We start from the raw sequence: 22,476 nt of genomic DNA, 5'->3' as shown, positions 1-22,476 counted from the left end.
GTCTGCTTGTTTTTATGCCAACAAATCACTCAAAATTACAAATCCAAGCCCAAAGCATTCTCGATGCGATCGCGTTCACTCCCTTTGAACAATGTCAACTTTTGAATCGCAATTTTAATACGATTCCCTCTCGTCCCGGCATTTATGCAATTAGACATAAAATCGTAAGCTTATGCAAGCCCAACTTTTAGAGCAACTTTCTTCCTCTGATGCCGAAATGATTTTAGAACGTTTGCCAGAAAAGATTCGCTCTGCTTTAATTGCCCGTGCGACTGAAATTGAATATCCCATTGAAGCAGTTCTCGAAATGGCGATCGCAAGTTTCCTCGATACAGAAGCATTAAGTTTTGTAGATTGCCAGCCCGGACGCGGCCAGTAAATAATATTGAGAGCGATCGAGTATCGTGAGGATGAAGCCATGCAATCTCTATTTTCCGGTATGGATTCTTATTTGGAAAATCCCGATCTTTGGCCGGAAATTCACAGTCGTCTCATTGTCGCGATCGCTGATGTTCTTGTCGACCAATTGAGCGAAAAATATCGGATTGCGATCGAGATTTTTCATACTTTAACATGAGCCTTGGATAAATGCGATCGCATTTTCAAGAAGGAGAATCTCCAATTACAGGAAAATCGGTACAATTAAAAAATAGCCATTTTCCTCAAACCATGACTCTTGCATCCCTAAAAACTCCCATCATTTACCCCGAGCCGGATGGTGAACCAATGGCAGAAAGCGACCCCGCACGAGATTACTTAGTTTATGGTGTTGAGAGCCTCAAACTCTACTTTCAAGAACGGGAAAATGTTTACGTTTCAGGCAATCTCTGGCTTTCTTACGAGCGAGGTATTCCGGATGCAGCCGTCTGTCCCGATGTTTTTGTCGTCTTTGACGTAGAGAACCGACCACGAAGGAGTTTCAGAGTTTGGCTAGAAGGGGGAAGGACACCGGACTGGGTTCTTGAGATCACTTCCGCAAAGACTTGGAAGAAAGACGAGGAACAAAAACCTATAATCTACACTCAATTAGGGGTCTCGGAATACTTCCAATACGATCCCACTGGGGACTATCTCGATCCATCTTTGAAGGGACAGCATTTGGTCAATGGGGTTTACCAACCCATGACCTCAGAAAGGAGAGAAGATGGTTCAATGTCAATCTATTCGGAGGTTTTGGGATTAGATGTTTGCTTGCTTGCTAATGGTCAGCTCCGATTTTTCAACCCTCATACAGAAGAATATTTGAGAACGTATCAAGAAGAAGGAGAACGAGCCAACCAACAACAACAACGAGCCGAACAAGCTGAAGCAGCATTGCAAGGGTTACGCGATCGCCTTACGGAAATGGGTTTAGACCCCGATAATCTTGCCTAAAACATAAGTAAGGTAGCAGAAAACCTCATAAACCTACCTCGGATTCAGTCCGAGAGCAGTTCTTCAAATCCGGCTCTGAGGACTTTGGCTGCGGGATGGTCGATCTCTGTCAGTAGAGGGGAGTCTTCCAATTGTTCAGTAGTTTCTATAAAATTGCCGAATAAATTGGACAAACTCTCCAGGCGCAAAAGTCTGGTAGGGATGAGAGGGATAGCGATTAGTGTATTTCTTGGTATATTTGTCATAACCCAAATAAATAAAATTACAGATTACTCCATTGAAATTAGCACTATTAAGATTGGTACGGTTGAGATTAGCACCACTGAGGCCAGCGCCACTGAGGTCAGCGCCACTGAGGTCAGCACTACTGAGGTCAGCACTACTGAGATTAGCACCACTGAGGTCAGCACCACTGAGGTCAGCACCACTGAGGTCAGCACTACTGAGATTAGCACCACTGAGATTAGCACCACTGAGATTAGCACCACTAAGTCGAGTTCGATCGACATGAGCCTCTCTAAGATTGGCTCCACTAAGATTCGCACCTGTGAGATTAGCACCTGTGAGATCTGCATAAACAAGGTTAGCGTAGTTGAGGTTGGTATTATTAAGATCGGCGACTCTAAGGAGGGCACCTCTGAGGTTAGCACGGCTGAGGTTGGCATTATTGAGTTTAGCGCCACAGAGTCCAATGTAATTGAAGTCGATACCACTGAGATTGAAACCACTGAAGTCAGTATTATAGTCAAGATCAAACCTAATGCCCGGATGCTTCTCCCTCCACTCATTCCACTCGTGCACTCCCCGTCTCAGTCCCGGCACCAGTTTCTTCTTAGCCTCCTCAATCCTTATCCCCATGTACCACAGGGGTACCTCCCGAAGATCTCTCGATTCCATCACCAAAGCCGATATAATTACTAACCCAAAGACTAAAACTATAACTATAAAAAACCACATAACCTGTCCTCCACAACTACGACGGATCTCTTTACCAATGCCAGCATCAAGATCGGGATGAAGAAATAGGCAATATTTTGGGAGGGTGTCAGTGTTGACAAAAGTAGGAATCGGATTTGGGAGCGATCGCAAGCAAGATACACAAAAACTATTGACTCATCAGCAAAAATCCCGATAGATCGCTCGGGCTTTCCCGATCTGATACGATTGAATAGGAGATCGTAAAAAGTAGAACTTATGCTAAAAACTATCTCAACCATTAGCACATCTCCCGAAATTATGAGTGGAACTCCTGTTTTCGCTGGCACTCGAGTTCCCGTACAGACTTTTTGGGATTATCTCAAAGCAGGAGAATCGATTAACGATTTTTTAGATGGATTTCCCACTGTTACCAGAGAGCAAGCGATCGCTTTACTAGAAGAATTAGAGCAGCAATGTTACGGTTTTTTGAATGAAAATTCTGTTAGATGAGTGTATCGATCGCCGATTTGCTAGAGAATTTGGCAATTATGAGATTAAAACAGTACCGCAAATGGGATGGGCAGGTACAAAAAACGGTCAACTTCTCACACTGGCCGAAGTAGAGTTTGACGTTTTTATCACAGTCGATCGCAATTTATCGTCTGAGCAGAATTTATCGAAATTCGATTTGGCAGTGATTGTTTTACAAGCACCATCTAATCGATTAGCAGATTTGCAACCTTTAGCCTCAAAAGTTTTGGCTGCTCTAACTAAAGCGGAAAAAGGACAAGCAATTTTAGTTCTTTAATCAATGAGATCGACGATCGCTGTTTTTTCGGCTGGACTGAGTTGAGCAAGATCGCCCTCAAATCCTTTTGTGGATTCAATCAAAATTTCCATGCGTTAAGTATCTGCACTATCTCTTCGTGTTTGTCTCTACAATAACCACAAATCCGATAATCGCGATCGCAATTTTCCGGTTGGTTGGGGTACAGTCGATGAAAAGAGAACTACGATCTCCATTCCCATTATTCCCATGTCTGCCCTCAACCGTCCGATCGCCAATCTTTTAGGTAAGATACCTCTGCGCGTCCTTCTCGTCGTCCCTTTCGTATTGCAAATTGTCATTGTAGTGGGACTGACGGGATATCTTTCCTTTCGCAACGGACAGGAAGCGGTAGACGACTTGGCAGGACAGTTGCAAGGCGAAATTACCGATCGCATTCAACAACGTCTCAATACCTATCTCGGTACCCCTCATCTGATCAACCGCATTAGCGCCGATGACGTAAAATTAGGTAAATTAGATTTAAACGACCCCCTCGCTCTCGAACGCCATATGTGGCGACAAGTTCAGGTATTTCCCGACGCATCTTATATTTATCTTGGCACGATACAAGGATTATTTAGCGGTGCGGAATTCGTTCCGGGTAAATTACCCAACGTTGCTTATTCTTTTGTAGAGACTCCCGATCGCAACTTTGAAACCTATGCCACCAACAACCAAGGCGATCGCACGGAATTGCTTTCTGCTTCACCCGATTACAATCTTTTACAAAGACCTTGGTATTTAGCAGGAAAACGAGCAGGTAAACCCATATGGGGGGATGTTTACGTTTGGGTGGCTCCTTATGAGAATCTGGCTTTACCTGCTTTGCGTCCAATTTATGATGAAGAGGGAGATCTCGAAGCAGTTTTTGCTGTGGATCTTTCTTTGTTAGCGATCGGTGAATTTCTCCAAAGTTTAGAAATTGGCACAACCGGAGAAACATTTATTATCGATCGTAACGGATTATTAGTGGCTTCCTCAACCAAAGATCTGCCTTTTATTGAAGAAGATGACAAACCCAAACGCCTTGAAGCAACGGAAAGTAATAATCCTTTAATTGGAGCTACGGCAAGATATTTACTCGCTAAATTTGGCGAATTCGATCGCATTGAACAAATTCAACAATTAACCTTTAATCTGGATGGCGAGAAACAACTCTTACAAGTCACGCCTTATCAAGATGAATTTGGCTTAGATTGGCTCATTATCGTCGCCGTCCCCGAAGTTGATTTTATGGCGCGAATTCATGCCAATACCCGCACGACGATTTTGCTCTGTATTATTGCCTTGATAGTCGCGATCGCAATTGGAATCATGACCTCTAGCTGGATCGCACGGGGTATTTTTAGCCTCAATGAAGCGGCGAAAAAGTTATCGGCTGGAGATTGGGAGCAAACCGTCCCGATTGAGCGATCGGATGAGTTGGGAGAGTTGGCTCAATCGTTTAATACAATGGCAATTCAGTTACAAGAATCTTTTCAGACATTGGAAGCACAAAATGCAGAACTACAGCGCCTCGATCGCCTCAAAAATGAATTTTTAGCGAATACTTCCCATGAGCTACGAACGCCCTTAAATGGGATGATTGGCATTACCGAGTCGATGTTAGAAGGGGCAACCGGTCAACTTTCCAAACTGCAACAAAAAAACTTATTAATGGTTTCCCAAAGCGGACATCGCTTAGCCAATTTAGTCAATGATATTCTCGACTTTTCTAAGTTGCGCCATAACAATATAGAATTACAATTAAAGGCGATTGGCATGCGAGAAATTGCCGAAGTGGTTTTGAACTTGAGTCAAACTGCGATCGGTTCAAAAGATATTAAATTAGTTAATGCTATTCCAGCCAATTTACCTTCCGTGCAGGCCGACGAAAATCGATTGCAGCAAATTCTCTATAATTTAGTAGGGAATGCAATTAAATTCACCAATGTTGGCAGAGTCGAAATTTTGGCAAAAATCAAGAAGCAAAATAATTCCTCTCAATCTTCCTTCCTAGAAATAACAGTTTCCGATACAGGAATTGGCATTCCAGAAGATAAAATCGAACGAATTTTTGAATCTTTTGAACAAGCTGACGGTTCGACAGCGAGAGAATATGGAGGGACGGGTTTAGGATTAACGATTACCAAACAATTAATTGAATTACATGGCGGTACAATTTGGGTTGAATCGATACTCAATCGAGGCTCTAAATTTATTTTTACACTGCCGATCGCACCTGAAAATAAACGAGAAAAAAATATAACAAAAGCGCTAAAAGAAGACCGAACAAGAAACTATATTTTACTCGAAGAAGAGATACAACAGAACGATTTAATTATCCCTTCTTATGCAACACAGGAACGACAATTCACAATTTTAATTGTTGATGACGAACCGGTAAATCTGCAAGTTTTGGTTAATTATTTAGCTTTGGAAAATTATGAGATCGCGCAAGCTAATAATGGTTGGGAAGCCTTGGATGCGATCGAAAATGGTTTGCAACCCGATCTAATTTTACTGGATGTTATGATGCCGCGCATGACGGGATACGAAGTCTGTCAAAAATTGCGAGAAAAATATCTCCCCAGCGAACTGCCAATCTTAATGCTAACTGCAAAAAATCAAGTTTCCGATCTCGTAGAAGGACTCAATTCTGGAGCTAATGATTATTTAACCAAACCGATTTCTAAATCCGAACTCCTCGCGAGAATTAAAACTCATTTACAACTTTCTTTTATCAATCAAGCTTACAGTCGTTTTGTCCCGCGTCAATTCTTAGAATTCTTGAAAAAAGAAACAATTCTCGATGTCAATTTAGGAGATCAAATTCAACAGGAAATGTCTGTTCTTTTTGCCGATATTCGTAATTTTACCACATTGAGTGAAAAATTAACGCCTGAAGAGAATTTTCAATTTATTAATTCTTATTTGGCTTATATGGAACCCTCTATTACCGAACATAATGGTTTCATCGATAAATTTATCGGCGATGAGATTATGGCATTATTTGGAGGAACTGCTGACGATGCGTTAAAGGCTGGAATTGCGATTCTCGATCGCTTAAATGAATATAATGCCGATCGCGATCGCAATGACCAAACTAAAATTAAAATCGGTATTGGTATCAATACCGGTTCTTTTATGCTGGGAATTGTGGGAGGCTCGAATCGTATGGATGGGACAGCGATCGGTGATACTGTGAATTTAGCGTCTCGTTTGGAACAACTGACTAAAGAATATAGCATTAATTTAGTCATTTCCCATCATACTTTAGCGGCTTTGAATAATCCCGTCGAGTATAATTTTCGCTTTATCGACAAAGTGAAAGTGAAGGGAAAAAATCGGGAAGTTGCGATTTTTGAAGTCTTGGATGGAGACGATCCTAAAAGTCGAGAACTTAAAATCGAAACAGCTTCTCGTTTTGAAGAAGGAATTTTCTTATATTGGCAAAAATCTTTTTCGGAAGCAGCAAAATGCTTTGAGGAATGCTTACAAGGGAATGCAGGAGATCTTGTGGCTCGCTTGTATTTACAGCGTTGTTTACAATATGTAGACTTGTAAACAGCGATCGGTTATCGCAAGAATTAATAACTTCTACAATAAGAATGAGAAAATTTCTAATTTTGCATTCCTTTGGGTAGAGTAACGATAACTTCAGTACCGCGTCCTAATTCACTGTTTAAAGAAATTGCACCATTGTGTAACTCTACTTGTGTTTTGGCAATGGCTAAACCCAAACCCGTTCCCGGAATTGTATCCACATTACTCCCACGATGAAAAGATTGAAAAATTATTGTTTGCTCTTCTAGTGGAATCCCAATTCCTTCATCGCGAATGGAAAAAATAACCTTATCTTCTTTACCTGTTAAAGAAAGTTCGATTTGTCCTCCATTGGGAGAATATTTAATCGCATTAGAGATTAAATTATCGAAAATTTGTTCGAGTATTCTGCGATCGCCATGAAAATTCTTCAGATTACCCGAAAATTTAAGATTTAATTCGCAAAGATCGCTTTTCTGTTCCTGATGTTCTTGAATCAAAGTTGCAAAAAATGGCATCAATTCGATGTGAATGGGTTTAAATTCAATCTTTTTCCGTTTGATGCGATCGATACAGAGAATATCGTCAATGAGTCGAGACATATGCCTAGATTTATTTTCGATAAGCTGTAAAAATCGTTCTTGTTTTGCAGGTTTTAACGATTCTCCATGCTGTTTTAAGGTTGAAGCTGCAGCGAGAATTGTGGCTAAAGGGGTTCGATATTCATGGGAAACAGTGGCGACAATTTTAGATTTAAACGCATTCAATCTTTGTTCTTCTCTGAGAGCGACTCGGGTTTTTTCCAGTAATTCTGCTTGTTGAATGGCAAGGGCTAATTGGACGGAAACTTGGTGAAGGATTTCAATTTCTTCGCTCTGCCACTGACGCTTTTGAGAACAGTGATGAATGAGGAGAAATCCCCAAGGTAATTGCTTGGTGTTCTCACCAGTATTGAGGGTAATGGGAATCTCTAAATTAGTCTTTATTTCTCTTGTTTTTAATGGGTTCTCGCAATCTGGTTTAAGTTTTGCTTCGCAGACGAGAGTAACATTTTCGCTATCTTTGCTGCGATAACAAAATTGTTTGGAATTGTGTTGGCGATCGCAATCTTCTTGGCTTGCTCGTATTTTCTCAATTTCGCCGCGATCGCTCTCAGTAAACTGATAAATTGCCGTATAATCGCACTCGAGAAGGCTCTGCACCTCCATTACCGCCGTTTGCAAGATTTGTTCGAGTTCCAAGGATTGCCGAATGCGAAGGGACATCATGGCAATGAGTCGCTGTTGTTCTTGGGTTTTTCTCAGTTGTTTTTGCAAATGCGATCGCTCGAGGGTATTGCGAACGGTAAGCTGCAAAATATCGGGTTTGAGATGCGCTTTGGCTAAATAATCTCGAGCGCCTTTTTTTAGGGCTTGTACCGCGATCGCCTCGCTCCCATAGCCCGTTAAAATGATTGTGGGTAAAACAATATTTTTCTCTCTCAATTCATCGAGAAATTCCCAGCCGTCCATTTGCGGCAATTGGAGATCGAGTAAAATTAGATCGCAAGTATTATTCTGGCAGAGCACAAGTCCTTCTTCTGCCGAGTCAGTTTCGAGAAAGCGGTAGGATTGGTGCGGGTCTTTTGACAGGTATTGGCGATAAACTTCCCGATCCTCTACACAATCATCAATAATTAAAAGCGTTCGTGACTGCTTCATATAGCACGGAGATGAAGGAATGAGCTTCTCTCCGGAACAAAGATTTAAAGATTTCTTAATTCTAAAGAAAATCTTAACGCAATGCAACAAAACTGGCAATCGGGTGTAGCGATCGCTAACTGGCAATGGGAGGAATATTACTTTCCAGCCAATATTCGACAAAAGCCCGAATGGTTTTTTGCAGCTCGAGGGAGTTGACCGGTTTAATTAAATAGCCGTTGGCTCCCCGTTGATAGCACCATTCGATATCCTCGGGGTTTGAGGAGGTGGTAAAGATGATAATCGGAATCGCTTTCAAACTCTCATCTTTTTTAAGCTGTTCGAGGAGTTCGCGACCGTCAACACCGGGTAGATTCAGGTCGAGGAGAATGGCTGAAGGGCGAGGGGCTGACACTGCATCCTGATAATCTCCTTCTTGGTAAAGAAAATCTAAGACTTCATCTCCATCAACACAACGATAAATGGGGGTTTGTACCTCAAGTCGCGTCATAAAACGCTGTAATACTACGAAGTCTTCATCGCTATCTTCCACAACCAGTAAGATTTTCTCAAGAATTGCTTTCATGCGCGATCTTAAAGAAAGTTTACTAAATGTTATTTTTTGGTATCTTACGGGTCATTTGTAAAGATATGTATCAAAACTCACTTTTTCTTAAGGTTGCGATCGCATCAGGGTAAAGTAAAAAGCCGAGCCTTCTCCATAGGTAGACTCGCACCAGATTTGACCGCCGTGTCGCTCGATAATTTTTTTCACGATCGCTAGTCCGGCTCCCATCCCACCCCCATATTTATGCTTGGCATGGAGTCGCTTAAAGAGGCGAAAAATGGTCTCGCGATGGCGTTCTCGAATGCCGATCCCATTGTCTCGAACATAGTAAGTCACCGTCGGTACATCTTGTTTGGACAATTGTTGATGGTGCTGTTTCTCTTCAGATTGCAGAAAACCGATTTCAACCCACGGCTCGGGTTTATTGTTGTATTTAAAGGCATTCGTAATCAGGTTGCTAAACACTTCATTGATGAGAACGGGATCGCAGCAAACGGAAGGTAAAGGATGGGGAAGACGAATCTCTAGGGAACTATCTGGGTTACTGGCACGAAAAATCGTAATGACTTGTTTGAGGAGAATGTTAAGGTCGATCGCTTCGAGGTGGAGTTCGGTTTGACCGAGACGGGAATAATTGAGGAGAATATCAATCAGAGATTCCATTCTCTGGGTCAAACGAACCAACGTTTTTAAGCGATCGACTCCAGCTTTGTCTAGGACATTGGCATAGTCTTCTAAGAGAAAAGTGGAATAATTATGAATGCCCCGTAGAGGTTCCTTGAGGTCGTGGGATGCAGCAAAGGCAAAAGAAGCGAGTTCGCGGTTGCTGCGTTCTAATTCTCGGTTGAGTCGGGTGAGTTCGTCGGCGCGATCGAGAACTAAACCGATGAGAGCATTTCTAAACTCCATTGCGCTTTCTATTTCGCTTGTCAGCCACGGTTTAGCGGTAAAGCGTACAGTTTCTTGCCATTGTGCAAAGGACGATCGCGGACTGAGGACAATGCGACCCTCTGCGTCAACTTGCAAGGATTCCTGCGGTTCTCCTGCCCATGTTACGGTTTGGATGACTTCCGGACGAAACCAAAGTAAATAATAACGGCGAATTTGAGAAATTCTGAGTAAGAGAAGTCCGCTAGCCGTATCTGCGATCGCTTCTCCTTGAGGATAGTTTCGCGCTAAAGAATCAGTGTGAAATAAACTCTCATTTCCCTGAGAATCGAGCCATTTAATGAGGGGGTCAATTTCTGCTCGATCGGGGGTATTTCCCAAGAGGACAGTCTCATGATTAAGATAAATTGCCATACCCGTCGCCCCGACTAATTCTAAGAAACGAGGATCGGGATGGAGTAAGGCTGTTTTCAGGTTCTTTTGCTTGGCGATCGCTTCAAGAAGTTGAGAATGATGCGATCGCAGTTCGAGTTTGTAATCGAGTTCCTCTTGTTTGATTTTATTGGCAAGTTCTAGGGAGACAAATTGCCCCAATAGTTCGCACGCGACGCGTAGAGAATGAGAAAAATATTTGGGAGTTTGATGATGGCACGAAATAAGTCCCCACAACTTATTTTCATGGATGAGAGGAATCACGAGAATCGCTTTTGCACCAATATTTTGATGATATTCAACGCAACAAGAATCGACGCTTCTCAAAATTGAAAAGCTCAGATCGAGAGCGTCGGAGGATATATTTTCAGTCGTCATTATTGGCACGGAATGTGCCGCAAGATCGGGAATTAAGCGCAGGCGAGATTGCAAATATATTTCTCGCGAGGCTTCGGGAATATCTGTGGCGGGATAATGCAATCCCAAATAAGCAGGAGTGAGTGTCTCTGTTTTTTCCTCAGCAATGACTTCTCCTGCACCTTGGCGATCGAATTGATAGACCATAACGCGATCGAATTGAGTTATATTTCGTACTTCTGTTGCTACAACTGCAAAGAATTCTCTTAAAGTTGAAGTCATTTGCAAGTTAGTCAGAGTTTCTCGAACCCAAGTCGAAAAATTGGGTAAATTTTCCTCGCTTGCAGGATTTTTGGGTTCTAATTCAATGATGATAACTTCGGCGATCCGATAGGCGATCGCATCGAATTCTTGTTTTCCCCAGTCTGTTTGCAGAGATAACATTAAAGATATCCTGGCTCCGATGGGTTTGCTCGAGGCTTGTTGTAGGAGAGCTTGTTGCGATGGGTTGAGGAGGGTGGAGATCGACTGTCCGAGGAGGTCGCGAGGAGCTATTCCGAGAAAATCTTGAGTATTATTACTGATGTATTGGATGGTGTAATGAGGTTCTGCGATCGCCAATAAGATGCCGTGGGGTTGAATTGACCCCGGCCTGCGAAGATTCGAATTTTCGTTATCGGGTGCGCGATCGGACTGGATCATTACCTTGATTTTTTCTACTTGTTTCTAAATTTTACATTATTTTAAGATTTGTGAAAATAATCTTGACTTATGGGAAAGGGTGGCAATGCGATCGGGTTTTATTGTGCGATCGCCTCCTTGAGGCAGTATTGCCATTGAAACAACTACAATGAGAGTATGACAAGGAAAGTACGACAAGCATCAGAGTATAGTCCCATGCCAGTTCTTAACTTAACCACAGAACAGATCGTAGAATTAGTGAAACAACTGTCTCACGAAGAGCAACAAATAGTTCTCAAGGCGATCGAAGATAACATCAGCAAATCCAAAGAGAATCCTTGGATGCAATTTGCAGGAATGTTTAAAGACGATCCTGAATTTGATGAGATGTTGACATTGATGGAAGAAGATCGCCGTCAATTTGATGCAGAAATGGAAGATTATTACTGCAAACGAGAAGCAGAAGAATTGGCAAAAATCTAAATTTTTATCTCAAATACGCCAAGAAAACAAGATTGTACGAAAAATGATAAAAATTCCTTTTTATATTCTTGACACTGATTGTGTTTCACTATTCCAAAGATCGGATTCTATAATACAGCAGCGCGTTAATTCTTTAGATTTTCAAGAGATTGCAACAACTATAGTAACGGTAGAAGAGCAAGTTCGAGGAAGTCTGAAGATGGTTCGCCGAGCATCTTCATCAACACAGCAAATAGCGGCTTATGCCAGGCTACAAGCAACGTTAAGATATTTTCAAACCATTCAAGTTCTCGATTTTACAGCAAAAGCAAGTGATATCTGTGAAGCATTAATACAACAAAAAGATGTCCGCAAAATCGGAACGAGAGATTTACGAATTGCCGCGATCGCAATTTCTGTCAATGGAATAGTTGTTACTCGAAATCGTCGGCATTTCGAGCAAGTTCCAAATTTAACATGGGAAGATTGGACTATTTCGAGTCCATAATTATATATATAGATGTTTTTGATAATAAATTAAAGCCTTTAATGTTAATCCTTAAAAATAAACTCAACTCCTCTCAAATTCAACTCTTGCTTATTATCAGTTTTCTGATTATTGGCACGATTCTCCGGCTAATTTGGGCGATGGATATGGAGTGGAAAAATGAAGAAATCTGGACTTTTGAACAAGCGCGGAAAATTGCTACGGGAGAGATTTCTCTTCCCGCGATCGGGATTTTGAGTTCCATCGGAATTCCCCAAGGGGGTTTAAATATGTGGTGTTTTGCTGCGATCGCTTCTTTCTCCGAGGATCCTGTCGCGATGGTGCGTTGGATCGGAGGAATTAATAGTTTAGTCTTATGGTCGTTTTTTGCCTTTGTTTTACGGCAAATTGCAGCTTATGAGCGACAATCTTGGTTATGGGGACTTGCGATCGCCAGTGTTAATCCCTTTGCGATTCTCTTCTCGCGGAAAATTTGGATACCAGATATCCTCGCACCGTTTTGTTTTTTAAGTTTTCTTGGTCATTGGTTCAGAAAGCAATTTTGGGGGAGTTTTCTTTGGGGTGCTTTTACGCTATTAAGCGGACAAATTCACCTCGGCGGTTTTGTCTTTACGGCTGGCTTATTTCTCTGGACAGTTTGGCACGATTATAAGCAAAAAACACTTAAAAATATTGCTTGGTTGGGATGGTTATGTGGCTCTTTTATTGCCAGTATTCCCATGTTTTTCTGGCTAATAGAAGCATTACCGCAATGGCAGGGAGCGCGTTCTTCAATTGTCGGTATTCTCGTCCCTAAATTTTATAGTCAATGGCTGACAACAGCTTTAGGTGTAAATATGAGTTACTCGCTCAAAGATATCTTTTGGTCTGACTTTTTACGCGAACCCCTAATTTTAGGAATACCGACTTATTTCATGATTCCCGCTCATTTATTTCTCATTGGTTTGGGTTTATATCCATTCTCTCAATGGTTGAGACAATCTCGGCGGATTTCATGGCAAAAAATGACACCAAAGAAAGATGATTCTCAACTCATTTTTTATCTCAAAGCAATGGGATTAGGAGTCGGAGGAATGTTTACGTTATCTGCCATTAATTTTGTGCCTTACTATATTCCCGTGGTTCTTCCATTTCCCTTCTTCTGGTTAGCTCGAATCTATGAAAATAGACTGAAATTTTTACTGGCCATTGTTTTGTTGCAATTATCCATTAGTTTAACTTTCCTAACTTTTATTCATTACACGGGAGGTTCGGAAAATTCCGATTATGGACTGACTTATAAAACTCAAATGATGTTAGAGCAGTCGAAATAGCGATCGTGGAAATCATTTGCAAAAAAGATTCGCTTGGTGACAGATTTTCCTGAAAATAAACCCGAAAGAGTTCGGCTCAGATATTCCCACGATCGTTATGTTTTCCTATAAATAAAAAGAGAGTCATTCTTCTGAGAAAGTTTTGCATGGAGAAAGTTTACAGAGAGATTTGAAAAATCGCATATCAATTGGGAAGTGCGTGTTAAAAATAAAGAAATAGATTGACAGGGCGATCGATGAACAATTTCTGGCAAACTTTAATATCTCCGAACTATTATATTCCCCACGGGCATTGTTATCTCTGGCAAACACCATTAGTAGGACTACATCTCACTGCCGATTTTATTATTGCTCTTTCCTATTATCTCATTCCTCTGATGTTGGTGTATTTTATTCGCCAACGTCACGACGTGCCGTTTAAAGGTTTATTTATCTTATTTGGGGCGTTTATTGTCACTTGTGGTACCACACATCTCATGGCCATTTGGACGCTCTGGCATCCTGTCTATTGGCTCTCTGGGGCGATCAAAGGCATAACCGCTCTAGTTTCTTTTTACACCACCCTTGAACTTTTTCCAATTATCCCACAAGCCTTAGCATTAGCCAGTCCCAGTCAACTCCAGCAGCTTAACCAAGATTTAGAACAACAAATTCGCGATCGCCGCACTGCCGAAATGCAAGTTCGCCAACTCAATCAAAATTTAGAAAAGAGAGTGGAAGAAAGAACGCAAACTCTCAAACAAGCGAATCAAAAACTAGAAAGAGAAATTGAAGAGCGCAATATTCTCACAGAAAAGCTATTGTTTTCAGAGACTTATATTCGTTCGATTCTCGAAGCCATCACCGATATTATCCTCATCCTCGACGAAAGATGCCAAGTGATTGAGATTCCTCCTACTCGTTCGGTATTGGCGGCGGAAGCTGACGAGAAACCCTTAATCGATCGCACGATCGAACACCTTCTCCATGGCGATCGCGTGGATGAATATCGAGAGCGAGTGCAATGGGTTCTCACTAATCAGGAGCCACTCGTTGTTGATTATCGCCTTGGAGAACAATGGTTTTCTGCCAGCATTGCGCCGCTTTCTCGAGGGCAAGCGATCTGGATCGCTCGAGATATCACTCCCCGTAAGCGCATGGAATCTGCTCTGTACCAGAATGAAGCACGCAATCGCGGTATTATTTCCGCTATTCCCGATTTAATGCTGCGAATCGATCGCAATGGCTACTATCTCGATCATATTCCCGCCCAATATACTCCCGAACTCTTATGTTCCGATCGCCTTGGCAAACATATTTCTGAAGTGCTACCGACGGAGTTAATTGCCGTACAAATGCACGCCATTGCCCAAGCCTTCGCCACCCAAGAATTGCAAGTATACGAACAGCAAGTTTACGTAGGCGATCGACGCTACGATCAAGAAGTACGAATTGCTCAGAGTGGGGAAAATGAAGTTCTTTTAATTATTCGCGATATCAGCGAACAAAAACAAGCCGAGATCGCTCTCTTCGAGCAAATGCGCCTTGCTGCTTTGGATGCAGAGATTGGTATTGCCCTCACCAAAAATCAGGATTTAAAGGATACCCTTGAATGTTGCGCCCTTGGTTTAGTCCGCAATCTCAATACGGCGTTAACTTGTATCTGGACGATCGAACAAGATAAGCTCAAACGGCAAGCGATCGCAGGAGAAACAAACATTAGTGAAGAATGCGATCGCGCTCTTGAGGAGAAATTAAATCTCGATCGCGTGCTTGCTCAACGGCAACCTTATATTAATAATACTTTAAGCGATGATGATGAGATTTGCTGTCCCAATTGGGTGCACAAGTATCGATTTAAAGCGATCGCAATTTATCCGCTCTTCGTTGATGAAAAAGCGATCGGGATTTTGTTGTTGTGCGATCGCGCAGATTTTTCCGATACGATTCTCCACGCTTTAACTTCCGTTGCTAACGGGATCGCTTTAGGCATTAACCGTCACTTAGTCAATATTGCCCTACAACAAGCCAAAGAAGCCGCCGAAGCAGCTAATTTAGCCAAAAGCCAGTTTCTCTCTACCATGAGTCACGAGTTACGAACTCCTCTCAATGCAATTCTCGGCTTTTCACAGCTTTTGCATCAGGATGCAACACTGCAAAAGGAGCAACGGAAGTTTATCGGTATTATCGAACACAGTGGAGAGCATCTCTTAAGTTTAATTAATGATGTTCTTTCTATGTCTAAAATCGAAGCCGGAAAAGTCTTCCTTGAAGAGAGAGCTTTTAGTCTCGATCGCCTTTTAGACAATCTCTACAGTATGTTTCAATTGCAAACTCAAACTCAAGGAATTCATTTATCCTTCGATCGCTCTCCAGACTTACCTTCTCTACTGATTGGCGATGAAAGCAAGTTACGTCAAATACTGATTAATTTATTAAGCAATGCGATTAAATTTACCCAAAAAGGCAATATTAATCTACAAGTCAGTTACCTATCACCCTTTACCCGTCACCCGTCACCCGTCACCAGCACTAAAATTTACTTTGAAGTGAGAGATACGGGATCGGGAATCTCTCCAGAAGAAATGCCGCATATTTTTGCAGCCTTCATGCAAAGTGAAAGCGGACGAAAATCCGGACAGGGAACGGGTTTGGGTCTGGCATTAACTCGTGAATTTGTTGAGTTAATGGAGGGAGAAATTACAGTTCGCAGTCACGGCTATATTTTTTCGCCAACTTCTCAACACTTTGGGCAATCCGATCCGATAGATTCTGAAGTTGTCGGGGCAATATTTTCTTTGGTTATTCCTTTTCAAATCGCCGAACAATCTGACAAAATTGAAGCCCAAAAACCGATCGCGATCGCTGCAAATCAACCTCTTTATCGCATTTTAATTGCCGACGATCTCCGCCAAAATCGCTTATTGTTGCGATCGATTCTTGCGCCTTTCGGGTTTGAAATTGCCGAAGCCGAGAATGGAGAGGCCGCGATCGCACTTTGGGAGCGATGGCAACCTCACTTAATCTTAATGGATGCGATTATGCCGATCGTGACAGGTGAGGAAGCAACACGGCAAATTCGCTTAAAAGAAAGAACAGGAATGAGAAAAAAATCTACTTCGATCGTGGCGTTAACTGCAAGCGCTTTCGATCGCGATCGCGAACAAATGCTAGAGGCGGGGTGCAATGACTTTCTAAGCAAACCTTTCCCAGCGAAAATACTTTTAGAAAAAATTGGCGGTCTTTTAGGAATTCGCTATCTTTACGAGACTCCTGTTGTAGAAACTGTCCCATCAGTCTCAAAATTTCCGGGCGATCTGGCTTTAGATATTCTCGCAACCATGCCTCGATCGTGGCTTGAGGCATTCTATCAAGTTGCGTCAGTTGCTGACGAGGAAGGAATGCAGCAACTCATTGCAGAGATTCCCCCAGAGAAGGCTGATTTAGCGCGATCGCTCGCCGCACTACTCGATGACTTTCGCGTCGATTTAATTTTCGAGTCTGTCAAGTCACTGGTCAATAAAATTCCGTGATATCTCGGACTTATCTATAATATTGCGAGATGGCGAAGCGCTTAGCGGTAGGAGGATGTCAAAATTAAGAGAGAAGAAAAGAGAAATCAACCTTAGTTTATTCATCATCCATGTCCGATTCATTTAAAGCCGATATTCTCCTAGTTGACGATAAACCCGATAATCTACGCCTTCTCGATACGATGCTGACACAAAAAGGTTATAAAGTTCGCAAGGTCACAACTGGAAAAATGGCACTACAGGTTGCTGAAAGCGCTCGACCCGATTTGATTTTACTGGATGTCGCGATGCCAGACATCGATGGCTATCAGGTTTGTCAGTATCTGAAGGCCGATCCCGTCACGGTAGAAATTCCCATCATTTTCTTGAGTGCTTTGAATCTTGCGTTTAATAAAGTCCGGGCGTTTGAAGTGGGTGGAGTTGACTATATTACTAAACCTTTTCATCTCTCCGAAGTGCAAGCGCGAATTGACAATCAATTAAAACTGCGATCGCTCACGCGAGAATTGCAAGAAAAAAATACCCAACTGGCAGCAGTCAACCGCAAATTACAAGAGTTGGTGAATATTGATGGTCTGACTGAAGTGGCCAACCGCCGTTATTTCGACCTTCGTTTGCAACTAGAATGGCGCAGGCTCTGTCGAGAAGAAAAGTATCTCTCCCTGATTATGTGCGATCTTGATGCCTTCAAAACCTATAATGATACCTATGGACATCAAGCTGGCGATCGCTGTTTGCAGCAAGTTGCTCGAGGGATCGCAGCGCAACTCAAGCGACCTTACGATCTTGTTGCGCGTTATGGAGGAGAAGAATTTATTGTTATTTTACCCAATACCGATCGCCAAGGCGGTCTCGCTGTTGCAGAAGCTATTCGCCATACCGTACAAACCTTAAAAATCCCTCACGATCGAAACGTTGGCGGCGGGATGGTTACGTTAAGTTTAGGGGTAGCGTGCCTCATGCCTACCCAAGAAAATTCCCCGGAAGAAGCGATCGCCTTAGCTGATAAAGCCCTTTATCAAGCAAAAGAACAAGGTAGAAATTGCGTCTGTTTTCAGGGCGATCGAGAAACAATAACCAATAACCAATAACCAATAACCAATAACCAATAACCCATTACATTGCTCCCCTTCTGCGTCTTCCCCGACGACTGGTAGAAACGTCATATTCTAAAGCCGTCCCGATCGCGAACAAAACCCCTGCAAAAACAAAAAATACTTCCATCAAACCCCCGCTTTCATACTGTCCGGGTAAAGCGGCGACATATTTTAACCACATATCTGCAATATATTTAGAAAGTACCGCCGCCGCAATCATGCGCCAAGACTGGGAAAAACGCCCTCCCCAAAATGCGAGTAATAACGTGGAGGCTACGATCATGAGCGCAACATCAGCCACCGCATAAAATAAGTTGATCGGTTTAGCAAAGACACCTAAAAAGCGATCGGTAGCGACAATAAATCCTGGCAGTCCTTCATAGGGATTATCTTCTTCAATTTCCACCTGTTCGATCGCCGCTCCGGTTCCCACACCTTCAATTTCTGTATCATCCTCAGCCGTTGCTGCATTCAACCATAAAGCAAAAGCAATACCCAAGATAGCAACAATAGCAATAACTCCCCATTGTTTGAATTCGAGATTCAAACGTCTCGGTAAAACTGCTAAAATCATCCCCCAACCGACAAAAATGGTAAAGGCAACATAAAACAAATCCGCAGGAGAAATTTCGGGATCTAAGCCGAAATAGAGTTCCCAAATTCCGAATAAGAAATTGGCGAGAAAATAGGACCCCAGTCCCAAACCAATAAAAAACCAAACTTCTCGTCCGCTAGCAATTTGAGGGCTTTTCCAATTGCGATAGCACAACCATGCAGCCACGCCATAAGGAAAGGTTTCGAGGATATAAGTTCCCAATTGATACCACAGGGGGCTATCTTCCCCCGGAAGCGTAATGCTAAAGGAAAGAAAAAAGAAAACTGTGACTGCGGACCAAGCCAGTCCGACAAAAACAATATTCTGCCCGGTGAGTAAATTGGTTAGTGTGGCGAATCGATTTGCAGGCTTACTCATTTCAATTATCAATGAACAATTCTCAATGGGAAACTTATTTCAATTATCAATGAACAATGAACAATTATCAATGGGAAGAGAAAATTGAGGGAGCGGGGGATTATTGTTGCTCTTGGAGTTGTTGAATGATTTTATCGAGTTTGGCTTGATGTTCGCATTTGAATCCTTTTTTGAGCCATGTTTGCATATTTACTGATTTTAAAGGCTGGATGCGATCGCATTGTGGACTCGGTAAAAAAAGACCCGCGATCGCCCAAACCCCACTACGGGTGACATCGAGAATCGTTTTGAGTAAAAATTCGCGATTTCCAGGCACGCCGGTTTCTTTAGCAATATCTAACTCTACCCAAATGTTGCGAACCCCCAGATGGATGCGTGCCATCCACAGCGCTCGGGGAAGATGAGTTTTGGAGGTAATGAGTTTAATATGTTGGACTCCCCATGCTTTTAAAATCGGGGTGGCGTAGTAAAAATTGTCAAACGTATTTTTCGCGCATTTCTCTAAACAAACGCTGTCCATTGACGCATTGGCGCGATCGAAAATCAACCAAATACAAGGATCTCGAGAACCGTTGGAAATTAAAATTTTAGCATCGGGATAATCTTGGCTCAGTTCTGCAGCATAGATTTCGCGGCGAATGCTTCCCCCCAAAACCAAAAACGCATCAATTGGGTGAGATGCGGCATTCAATAAATGCGAAGCTAAAACAAGCACCCAAAGGAGGAATAGTCCCAAGAAGATTTGCCCGAGCCGCTTGAGCCATTTCCAAGGTTTCATAAGCGATCGCGATAAATATTGGTTAAGAGATGGGATCGTGGACGGTGACTAATTTGGTGCCGTCGGGAAAGGTGGCTTCGACTTGGACTTCGGGAAGCATTTCTGAGATACCGTCCATCACGTCATCGCGACGGAGTAAGGTTCTGCCGTATTCCATCAGTTCGGCGACGGTGCGCCCTTCTCGGGCACCTTCGAGAATGGCAGCAGAAAGATAAGCGACGGACTCGGGATAATTGAGTTTGAGTCCTTTCTCTTTGCGTCGTTCGGCTAGGAGGGCTGCAGTAAAAATTAAAAGTTTATCTTTCTCTTGAGGAGTGAGTTGCATTATCAATAAACAATGAACAATTATCAACTATTGACCTCAATTATCAACGATCGATCGTCAACTATCAACTTTTAATGGCAGTTCGATCGCAAATTCGGTTCCCTTTCCCAATTGCGAATGACAGGAGAGATTCCCTTGATGCTTTTGGGTGACGATCTGATAGCTGACGGTGAGCCCCAAACCCGTTCCTTGGCCGATCGCTTTGGTGGTAAAGAAGGGGTCAAAAATTTTATCGGCGATCGCTTCTTCGATCCCCTCACCATTATCAATAATCTGAATTTTAACGATTTTTTGGCAGGGGTCGAAGCTGGTTTTGAGGTGAATTTCGGGAGTCCATTGCCCTTCTCGCGGACGTTGGCGCGGAAGTTCTAGGGCATCGATCGCATTACTCAGTAAGTTTAAAAAAACTTGGTTTAATTGTCCGGCATAACAGTGAACCTCGGGGATTTCCCCATATTCTTTCACCATCGCGATCTCTTGTTTGCCCGGTTTCCCGTGTAAGCGGTGGCGCACAATACTGAGTGCTCCGTCTAAACCCCGATGAATATTGACGGCTTTATATTCTGACTCATCCAAGCGGGAGAAATTGCGTAAATCGAGGACAATGGTACGAATGCGATCGGAACCTTGACGCATGGAGCGGAGGATTTTCACAAAATCCTGAAAGAGAAACTCTAGATTTATATCTTCGCGTCGAGCAGCAATTTCGGCAACGGGTTGGGGATAATGTTTTTGGTAGAGTGCCAGCAAATCCTGCAATTCTTGTAAGTAGGCATCGGCATGGGGAATATTGCCATAGATAAAACTGATGGGATTGTTGATTTCGTGGGCGATCCCGGCGATCATTTTGCCGAGGCTGGACATTTTTTCGGCCACGAGATGGCTTTGAGTCGCGGATAGATCTTGTAGGGCTTTTTCTAATCGTTGCACGTGGTCTTGAATTTGTGTTTCTCTCTCCTCCAGTTGTGCGGCCATGAGATTAAAACGATGTGAAAGTTTGCCGATCTCGTCATCCGAGGAAATACGAAGGCGCGTTGTCAGTTTTCCCGAACCGACTTTTTCCGTGGCACTGATGAGACTATTAATTCGATAGGTAATGAGGCGGGCGATCGCGTGACCGACAATCATAGAAACGATCGCGCCGATGCCGCAAAAAATCCCCAAAATACTCCAGACTCGCTGTTGAGCTTTTTGTAAAGGCGCGAGGGGTTGAAACAATACTAAACTCAGTTGAGTCTCGGCTAAATTGGAAAGAACGACAGTTTCGGCAATGTAAGCTTTAGAGCCGATCGCAATGCGGGCTATTTGCCCGACGGGGGGCGGTTGCCAAGGATAATGATGCACTTCCGCTAAATTACTGGCAATGAGGCGATCGCCATGAAAGGCCGCAATATTTACTCCTTCGATCCCTCGGGCGATTTCACTCAACAAAAGATCGTCAATAATGCGACCGACTAAAACGCCTCCTTCGCTTCCTTCTCTCGATCTGATCGGAGCCATTCCCAGTAATAGGGCAAAATCGCGAATTTTTGCAGTTTTGGGAAACTCTACACTCTCGAGGGTTGAGAGGGCAACACCATTGAGAACTTGAGAAATGGCGATTTCGTCGCCGAGTTTTGCCTCTAATAGATTGGATTGTCGCAGATCGGCGAGGAACTGACCTTGGCGATCGACGATGGCGATGCGATCGAGGTTAAAGCTAATTCTCAAAGGTAATAAAATACGCCGTAGGGTGACGAGATCCCCTTTTTGTATGGCATGAGTCAAGCGTTCGCGATCGGCCAGCAACTGGGCATTGAGACGGAGTTGCTGGCGTTCTTGCTCAAATTCCCGCAAAATGACTGCAGCGAAGGCGCTTGCTTCTCGATAGGCTCTCCGTTCTAAAGTTCGATTGACATAATAACCCATACTGAGAGTCGCTCCCGTCCAGACTGCAATAAAAATAGAGACGAAGGGAAGAATAATTTTTCCTCGCAGGGACAGGTTTTTGTATATTTTAGTCAACGAATTTCTCTTATTTTTTTGTTCCAAAAAACGTTTATTAAACGTGAGATTATTAGCCATTAGTTTCGATCGATCGCGATCCTCCTCTACAAATTTGGCAATTTCTCTATAACTTGGATTGTACAAAAAACTTGTGAAAAACTTGTGAAGGTTATCCATTAAAAAAACTTGTGAAAAACTTGTGAAAGTTATCCACCTATGGGGTCTACCGAACTTAGTATGTAAAACTAAGTTGAGAAAAGGGCATCCAACC

At 42.8% G+C, this 22,476-nt stretch carries 19 protein-coding genes and 1 pseudogene; 12 read left to right on the top strand and 8 right to left on the bottom strand.

The window, feature by feature from the left end:
- Positions 1-14: 14 nt before the first annotated feature.
- The 4 genes and pseudogenes from AC6RV6_RS23610 to AC6RV6_RS23595 form a co-directional block, all read left to right on the top strand.
- A pseudogene (locus AC6RV6_RS23610) lies at positions 15-161 on the top strand (GIY-YIG nuclease family protein); the annotation flags it as partial.
- Positions 162-172: 11 nt separating this feature from the next.
- Positions 173-379 (top strand): hypothetical protein, encoded by a 207-nt coding sequence (locus AC6RV6_RS23605; RefSeq protein ID WP_500243336.1) that lies wholly within the window; start codon positions 173-175, stop codon positions 377-379.
- Positions 380-418: 39 nt separating this feature from the next.
- On the top strand, positions 419-577 hold the full coding sequence (locus AC6RV6_RS23600) for a DUF4058 family protein (RefSeq protein WP_500243335.1): 159 nt from the start codon (positions 419-421) through the stop codon (positions 575-577).
- 11 nt (positions 578-588) lie between these two features.
- Positions 589-1,374, top strand: coding sequence for a Uma2 family endonuclease (locus AC6RV6_RS23595; RefSeq protein ID WP_500243334.1), 786 nt, complete (start codon positions 589-591; stop codon positions 1,372-1,374).
- A 135-nt stretch (positions 1,375-1,509) separates the two neighbouring features.
- Here AC6RV6_RS23595 and AC6RV6_RS23590 read toward each other — a convergent pair whose 3' ends face one another.
- Positions 1,510-2,175 (bottom strand): pentapeptide repeat-containing protein, encoded by a 666-nt coding sequence (locus AC6RV6_RS23590; protein ID WP_500243333.1) that lies wholly within the window; start codon positions 2,173-2,175, stop codon positions 1,510-1,512.
- Positions 2,176-2,568: 393 nt separating this feature from the next.
- On the opposite strand from AC6RV6_RS23590, the gene AC6RV6_RS23585 reads away from it, so the two are divergent.
- From AC6RV6_RS23585 to AC6RV6_RS23575, 3 genes are all read left to right on the top strand, one after another.
- Entirely contained in the window at positions 2,569-2,802 is a 234-nt protein-coding gene (locus AC6RV6_RS23585) for a DUF433 domain-containing protein (RefSeq protein ID WP_500243332.1), read from the top strand.
- Complete coding sequence (locus AC6RV6_RS23580) at positions 2,783-3,100, top strand: DUF5615 family PIN-like protein (protein ID WP_500243331.1); 318 nt, start codon at positions 2,783-2,785, stop codon at positions 3,098-3,100. The genes AC6RV6_RS23585 and AC6RV6_RS23580 overlap by 20 nt, the downstream gene beginning before the upstream one ends.
- A gap of 228 nt (positions 3,101-3,328) precedes the next feature.
- Complete coding sequence (locus AC6RV6_RS23575; protein WP_500243330.1) at positions 3,329-6,667, top strand: ATP-binding protein; 3,339 nt, start codon at positions 3,329-3,331, stop codon at positions 6,665-6,667.
- Positions 6,668-6,723: 56 nt separating this feature from the next.
- Here AC6RV6_RS23575 and AC6RV6_RS23570 read toward each other — a convergent pair whose 3' ends face one another.
- The 3 genes from AC6RV6_RS23570 to AC6RV6_RS23560 all read right to left on the bottom strand — a co-directional run bounded on the left by AC6RV6_RS23570 (position 6,724) and on the right by AC6RV6_RS23560 (position 11,272).
- Complete coding sequence (locus AC6RV6_RS23570) at positions 6,724-8,346, bottom strand: hybrid sensor histidine kinase/response regulator (protein ID WP_500243329.1); 1,623 nt, start codon at positions 8,344-8,346, stop codon at positions 6,724-6,726.
- Positions 8,347-8,461: 115 nt separating this feature from the next.
- On the bottom strand, positions 8,462-8,911 hold the full coding sequence (locus tag AC6RV6_RS23565; RefSeq protein WP_500243328.1) for a response regulator: 450 nt from the start codon (positions 8,909-8,911) through the stop codon (positions 8,462-8,464).
- An 87-nt stretch (positions 8,912-8,998) separates the two neighbouring features.
- Positions 8,999-11,272: an ATP-binding protein gene (locus AC6RV6_RS23560; protein WP_500243327.1), complete on the bottom strand. Its 2,274-nt coding sequence runs from the start codon at positions 11,270-11,272 to the stop codon at positions 8,999-9,001.
- Between the two features lie 195 nt (positions 11,273-11,467).
- On the opposite strand from AC6RV6_RS23560, the gene AC6RV6_RS23555 reads away from it, so the two are divergent.
- The 5 genes from AC6RV6_RS23555 (at position 11,468) to AC6RV6_RS23535 (ending at position 18,137) form a co-directional block, all read left to right on the top strand.
- On the top strand, positions 11,468-11,734 hold the full coding sequence (locus AC6RV6_RS23555) for a hypothetical protein (protein WP_500243326.1): 267 nt from the start codon (positions 11,468-11,470) through the stop codon (positions 11,732-11,734).
- Positions 11,676-12,221, top strand: a complete 546-nt coding sequence (locus tag AC6RV6_RS23550) for a type II toxin-antitoxin system VapC family toxin (protein ID WP_500243325.1) — start codon at positions 11,676-11,678, stop codon at positions 12,219-12,221. The genes AC6RV6_RS23555 and AC6RV6_RS23550 overlap by 59 nt, the downstream gene beginning before the upstream one ends.
- A 41-nt stretch (positions 12,222-12,262) precedes the next feature.
- Positions 12,263-13,534 carry a hypothetical protein gene (locus AC6RV6_RS23545; protein ID WP_500243324.1) on the top strand — a complete coding sequence of 424 codons (1,272 nt, stop codon included), beginning with the start codon at positions 12,263-12,265 and terminating at the stop codon, positions 13,532-13,534.
- 236 nt (positions 13,535-13,770) lie between these two features.
- Entirely contained in the window at positions 13,771-17,046 is a 3,276-nt protein-coding gene (locus AC6RV6_RS23540; protein ID WP_500243323.1) for an ATP-binding protein, read from the top strand.
- 110 nt (positions 17,047-17,156) lie between these two features.
- The gene (locus AC6RV6_RS23535; RefSeq protein ID WP_500243322.1) at positions 17,157-18,137 is read left to right on the top strand and encodes a diguanylate cyclase domain-containing protein; all 981 of its coding nucleotides are present in this window, start codon (positions 17,157-17,159) and stop codon (positions 18,135-18,137) included.
- Between the two features lie 25 nt (positions 18,138-18,162).
- Here AC6RV6_RS23535 and AC6RV6_RS23530 read toward each other — a convergent pair whose 3' ends face one another.
- The 4 genes from AC6RV6_RS23530 to AC6RV6_RS23515 all read right to left on the bottom strand — a co-directional run bounded on the left by AC6RV6_RS23530 (position 18,163) and on the right by AC6RV6_RS23515 (position 22,223).
- On the bottom strand, positions 18,163-19,116 hold the full coding sequence (locus AC6RV6_RS23530) for a hypothetical protein (protein ID WP_500243321.1): 954 nt from the start codon (positions 19,114-19,116) through the stop codon (positions 18,163-18,165).
- A gap of 100 nt (positions 19,117-19,216) precedes the next feature.
- Positions 19,217-19,894, bottom strand: a complete 678-nt coding sequence (locus AC6RV6_RS23525; protein WP_500243320.1) for a YdcF family protein — start codon at positions 19,892-19,894, stop codon at positions 19,217-19,219.
- 22 nt (positions 19,895-19,916) lie between these two features.
- Entirely contained in the window at positions 19,917-20,219 is a 303-nt protein-coding gene (ureA, locus tag AC6RV6_RS23520) for an urease subunit gamma (protein WP_500243319.1), read from the bottom strand.
- A 57-nt stretch (positions 20,220-20,276) separates the two neighbouring features.
- On the bottom strand, positions 20,277-22,223 hold the full coding sequence (locus AC6RV6_RS23515) for an ATP-binding protein (RefSeq protein ID WP_500243318.1): 1,947 nt from the start codon (positions 22,221-22,223) through the stop codon (positions 20,277-20,279).
- Positions 22,224-22,476: the final 253 nt, after the last annotated feature.

It is taken from the genome of Spirulina sp. LEGE 11439 (assembly GCF_059821285.1).
The sequence above is the reverse complement of the archived record's forward strand: the minus strand, read 5'-3'. Positions and strand labels throughout refer to the sequence as shown.